Source organism: Tissierellales bacterium (genome assembly GCA_025210965.1).
GTDB lineage: Bacteria > Bacillota > Clostridia > Tissierellales > JAOAQY01 > JAOAQY01.
Window position 1 is genome coordinate 1 of the sequence record JAOAQY010000177.1, and the last position, 5,533, is coordinate 5,533.

Annotated in this window: 6 protein-coding genes; 1 reads left to right on the forward strand and 5 read right to left on the reverse strand. The window is 30.6% G+C overall.

The window, feature by feature from the left end:
- The 5 genes from N4A40_12375 to N4A40_12395 all read right to left on the reverse strand — a co-directional run.
- A partial coding sequence (locus N4A40_12375; protein ID MCT4662648.1) for an HD domain-containing protein occupies positions 1–463 on the reverse strand: 463 nt, incomplete at its 3' end.
- 235 nt (positions 464–698) lie between these two features.
- Positions 699–941, reverse strand: a complete 243-nt coding sequence (locus N4A40_12380) for a hypothetical protein (GenBank protein ID MCT4662649.1) — start codon at positions 939–941, stop codon at positions 699–701.
- 133 nt (positions 942–1,074) lie between these two features.
- Positions 1,075–1,389: a nucleotide pyrophosphohydrolase gene (locus N4A40_12385; protein MCT4662650.1), complete on the reverse strand. Its 315-nt coding sequence runs from the start codon at positions 1,387–1,389 to the stop codon at positions 1,075–1,077.
- A gap of 54 nt (positions 1,390–1,443) precedes the next feature.
- On the reverse strand, positions 1,444–4,338 hold the full coding sequence (locus tag N4A40_12390) for a DEAD/DEAH box helicase (GenBank protein MCT4662651.1): 2,895 nt from the start codon (positions 4,336–4,338) through the stop codon (positions 1,444–1,446).
- On the reverse strand, positions 4,335–4,739 hold the full coding sequence (locus tag N4A40_12395; GenBank protein ID MCT4662652.1) for a (deoxy)nucleoside triphosphate pyrophosphohydrolase: 405 nt from the start codon (positions 4,737–4,739) through the stop codon (positions 4,335–4,337). Before N4A40_12395 ends, N4A40_12390 begins: the two co-directional genes overlap by 4 nt.
- Positions 4,740–4,944: 205 nt before the next feature.
- On the opposite strand from N4A40_12395, the gene N4A40_12400 reads away from it, so the two are divergent.
- A partial coding sequence (locus N4A40_12400) for an acyltransferase (GenBank protein ID MCT4662653.1) occupies positions 4,945–5,533 on the forward strand: 589 nt, incomplete at its 3' end.

A 5,533-nucleotide genomic window follows, 5' to 3' on the forward strand; every position in this document is an offset into this window, starting at 1 on the left:
AACCTATACCAAGTTCTTTTTTAATCTTTTCATAACGAGCTACTTCATGTGGTGCTATCTCTAATGCAGTGTTGTACAGACAATGCTGCATTACATCAGCATCTTTTAACAGCTCCGAAAAATCACAATGAGTAGCTCCTTTTTCACTATGGTTATGTATTGCACCACATATAATTTCTATTTCATTTTCATTTGCTATTTCTAAAGTTTCAAGAATATCTCTAGCTAATAGTGCTCCTCTAATAGCATGATCAACTGATGTTCCATTTTTATAAGTATATATATCGTGAAGCATTCCTGCCATAGTTGCAAGTTCAGCATCTTCACCTCGCCTTAATGCTAAAAGTGCACACGACTGCGCCACCCCATACAAATGTAAATATGCACATCTTCTATTTTCAGAATCCTTCATATTCAATAATATTTCATCTATATGTTTTCTCAATACTTCTACTCTATTCATAGTAAACCTCCCAATTCAATATTTTAAAATATTCCAAACTTCAAATGCAGTGTTTCAGAAATACTAATTTCGGCAAATGCCATAGCACTATCTATCATTACCTGTTTTATAGCTAGGCCTCTCCCTTTTTCGACATTCTCGTGTATTTCATTATATCATTCCTTCTAAATATCTAAAATGAAAAAACAATCTCTGAGTAGAAATCGCTTTTTTGCATTTACTATTCTATTATTATTTACCGTATAAAACCACCAATTTCTATTCTATTCAACATAAACATCAAAACTACAAATCCAACTAAACACACCAAAATTTCTAATACAAACTTGCCTTTCTCTTCTGATTTTATGAAACTTTTTATCAGTACTATTATAATAAATATGATTCCAATATCATCAAAATCAAGTAGCATAAGTGTACTTCCTATTGCTATTAAAACACTGTCTTTCTTTAGAATATTTAAGTCCATTTTAGCCATCCCTTCTCTATGTGAAAAATTTAAAAATCACTTTTAGCTTAATTTTCTCTATAATCCTAAAAATAATTTGCATAATTATATAGTGCGTTACTTCATTCAAAATTACCCTAATTTCGTTAATCTAAAACAATTTTTACAACTCCGTATACTTATCGCTCTTTCCCTTAGCCTTGCTCACAGGGTATTTCTTTTCATTCTTATCAATCTTATCATGCATGATTTCAACTATATCTAAATCTAATCTATCTGCAAGTAACAAACAATAATTCATGACGTCTGCCAATTCTTCTTTTACATTCGTCTCATCATATTCTCCGTTCCACTGAAAATTTTCTAAAAGTTCTGCTGCCTCTATTACTATAGACTTTGCTAAATTATCAGGGCTGTGAAATTGTGACCAATCCCTATCATCTCTAAATTTTCGTATTCTTTCTATGAGTTCTTCCATTTTTTTAATCCTCTCTTTTAGCTATTTATTGACACCTATATTATGATATTAAGTTTACTCTCCAGTCAAGTATCCAAACAAATCATCTCTCACGCTATCATCTAATACATAGTTAATCTCAACTGCATCCTGATTTGTTTTAGCCATCTTAAATGGTTTTGGTTCACCTGTAGTTTGAATTCTTCCGAGATAATAAAATTCTTTTCCGATATTATCTTCTTTATTTTTCCTAACAAATAATTCCATATCTATCCCTTTTTCTACTGCACTATAGGCTGTTTTTATATCATTTGAATTTACACTCCTCTTTGCTTTTGATATTGCTATGAGCTTTGACTGAGATACAAATCTATCTTCATATTTAATAGAATCACTTATGTCATCTGATTTATGATAATTGATAAATACTGGATATGTTTTTGTCTTATCATCATACTTGTAACCACCTATATTTAATGATACTACATTTTTCTCCCATTCTAAAAGTCTACACACATCTTCATATGAGTATTTTTGGTATAGATTTAAACTAGTTCCCTTATAATTTTTTCCATAATACTTTTTATTTCTGTGAAGTCCAAGCTCTACGAGTTCTCTAACCATATCTCTAAATGTATCATCTTTTAATTCTTCTAAAAATAAACTTTGTGCACTAAAATCTAAATCTATTATTTTGCACTTTTCATATGTTTTCTTACTAGATCCAGTAGCAAATTCTTGAGCTAGTACGTTGACTACATTTGTGTATGTCTTATCTCTAACTTTTATTTCAGCTAAATCTAGATATTCTTTCATATAATTTTTTAGATTTTGTTCCCCTTTTAGTATTCCTTCTATAACAATTAATTCATGGGGCCTCTTTCCGATTGCTAATTTGTATGATATAAACTCAATATATTTCTCAGCAACCTCTGAAAGTTTTACATCATAGTCTTTATCATTTTTAGATAAAAATTTGTGATAACTCTTCAAGCTAGAATGACCTAATATAAGACTTATATCAATAGCTTCATGTTCTTCAAAGTCCATCAAAGTTGGGACTCTTCCTAGTCTATATTTCAGATTTTGGTAATGTTCTTTTATAAATTTCATAGTTTTGAAATTTGCAGAATCAATTGCTTCATATATCTTTTTTTGAGCTATTGAATCAAAATTTATACTTGCACACCCTGGAATTATTCTACTTCCTGCAGCTACAAATTTCCTCATATTATCTTTATTAAAACTTCTATCTCCTGACAATGCTACCGGAATCATAAAGTTATTTTGATAATTTCCTATGAAATCAAGAACCACTACATAATCTTTATCCTCGTGCTTCCTAAGACCTCTACCTAATTGCTGAACAAATATTATGGCTGATTGAGTAGGTCTAAGCATTATTATCTGATTTACACTTGGTATATCTACTCCCTCATTGAATATATCTACTGTAAATATATAGTCAAGCCTATATGTCTCATCTTCACTTTCAAGTCTATCTATAGCTTTTAGACGCTCTGATTGACTGTTTTTCCCACTCAACGCTATTGTTTTATATCCTATTTTGTTGAATTTTTCTGAAAGTAACTGAGCCTCTTCATTTTTGCTACAAAATACTAGTCCTTTTGTATATTCTCCTTGATGACCATAAAACTCTGCCTTATTTATAATGTGATTTACCCTTTCATCTCCAACTAAATGCAAAAACTCAGCTGCATCATCAATTAATTTTCCATCTATATTCATATCTGTTATTCCGAAATAGTGAAATGGACAAAGCATATCTTCTGCCATAGCATGACTCAATCTTATCTCATATGCAATATTATAATTGAAATCCTCGCATATATTATAGTCATCTGTTCTTTCAGGTGTTGCTGTCATTCCGAGCAAAAACTCAGGTTCAAAGTGAGCTAATATCTTTTGATAACTCTTCGACCCCACTCTGTGACTTTCATCTACTATTATATAGTCAAAATACTTCTTTGAAATACTTTCTAGTATTTCTGTTTTCGAAAGTGTTTGCATAGTAGAAAATACTATTTTTTTGTCTAATTCAAAGTGTCCCGAACACAGCTTTCCGCAATCTGTATCACTACCTAACACTCTCTTAAAACTTGCTATTGCTTGATCTAATATTTGTTCTCTGTGTGCTAAAAACAACACAGATTTTGGCTTTACCCTAGCTATATCAAAACAAGCTAAATATGTCTTACCCGTACCAGTTGCTGATATTAAAAGCGCTCTATCTTCGCCTTTATTTCTTATTTTTTCAATTCCATTTAATGCTCTAAGCTGCATTTTATTTGGATTTATTTTGCCGTTTTCATCACATCTTAATTTTATAATTTCTTTTTGGGCATTTTTTTGACCTTGTTTTACTCTCCTGTATATCTGCTCATAGCTCTCTATCCACTCTTTAGTGACAGGTATACCCCACTCAAATATTCTACTAAATTCTGACAATGTCTGCACTATAAATGAACCTTCTGTAGTAGATGATAGCTTCACATTCCACTCTTGATTTACACTTATAGCACTTTGAGTAAGATTGCTACTACCCACAATCATATTGTAATGGTCTTGCTTCTTAAATATGTACCCCTTGGCATGATGAGCTTTATTTACTATCATTCTAAGTTCTATATTTTTAAACGATAATAACTTTTTTAGTGCCTTAGGTTCTGTAAAATTTAGATATTGTGATGCTATTATCTTTCCCTTTATGCCTTTTTTCTCTAATTCTTCCAATGTAGTCATTAGGGACATGAGCCCTCCATATGTGATAAATGCAACTGAAAACAAAAATTCATCACATGTTTTGAGCTCTTCTATAATACTAGTAGATACCTTTTGACCAATCGAGTGATTATTTATTATAAGTTTGGGCCTGTAATGTTCTAATGAATGCTCTCGATGATCTATAAACCCTGTATGAATACTCTTAATTATATGATCTGTAATCATTTACAGTCTCTCATAAGTGCTTCAACTATAGGTTTATCTGCTTCAGCCCAATCTAAAGTCTTAAGCTCATTAGCATCTAGCCACTTAGCATCTAAATGCTCTTTCATTACAAACTCTCTATTTCTCACCTCTATAAGATAACTATGCATAGTAATTTTAAAATCTGGATATTCATGTTCTACTGTCATGTAAAAATTATTTGGAGATATAGCCACATCTACTCCCATTTCTTCGGTCAATTCTCTTGATAATCCAGCCTCAAATGTCTCACCTTCTTCAACTTTACCACCTGGAAATTCATATTTGTAACTTATATAATCAAATTTCCCCTTGTTTCTCTGCATACACAATATCTGATTTTCATTAGATAATATTGCAGCCGTCACCGTATAATGTTTCATATCCATCACCTCTGTGTTTTTTGTTTATTTAGTTACTATATTACTATATTCTGAGCAGACTATCTATATTTTTTATAGACAATGTACACAAATATTATATTAACCTTAAAAATAGCCAATAATATTGACTATCTGAGCACAACAATGTTATTCTTCTAAAGCGTGCTGTAATCGCGTATACATTAATAAAAGGAGTTAATACATTATGACAAAAATATTTAGACACGAATACGATTTCATAAGAATTATCTCTGCTTTAGCAGTTTTAACTATCCATGTAACAAGCATACACATAACTACAAACACTAGCGCGTATTTTCTAAATCATTTGGTAAGATTCTGTGTACCAATGTTTATACTTCTCGCTGGCCTTGTTTCTCCTAACCTAGATTCTGAATTCAAACCAATTCCATACTACAAAAAGAAAATAAAAACTATTTTGATTCCTTATATTTTGGCATTATCTTTTTATCTATTATTTGAGATATTGTTTTATAGCGGTTGCTTTGATGCGATATTTTTTACCAAGAGATTGATTTACCTGTTTCTTCATGGGTATTCACACCTTTATTTTCTAACTATTATTCTTCAATTGTTTTTGCTATATCCTCTAATAAGATTTTTATACTTAAGGCATAGCAAAGTTTTAATTTTAGCAAGCTTTTTAGTATCACTTTATATTCAAACTGCTATATTCTTAATTGAAAGTAAAGGTATATTTATAATTCCATTTACATCTACAATTCCCTATTATGTAACGTTTTTGCCATATATATTTTATTTTGTAATAGGAA

Coding starts and splice junctions, on each gene's coding strand:
- N4A40_12380 (MCT4662649.1), bottom strand. CDS start 941: ATGGCTAAAATGGACTTAAATATTCTAAAGAAAGACAGTGTTTTAATA.
- N4A40_12385 (MCT4662650.1), bottom strand. CDS start 1,389: ATGGAAGAACTCATAGAAAGAATACGAAAATTTAGAGATGATAGGGAT.
- N4A40_12390 (MCT4662651.1), bottom strand. CDS start 4,338: ATGATTACAGATCATATAATTAAGAGTATTCATACAGGGTTTATAGAT.
- N4A40_12395 (MCT4662652.1), bottom strand. CDS start 4,739: ATGAAACATTATACGGTGACGGCTGCAATATTATCTAATGAAAATCAG.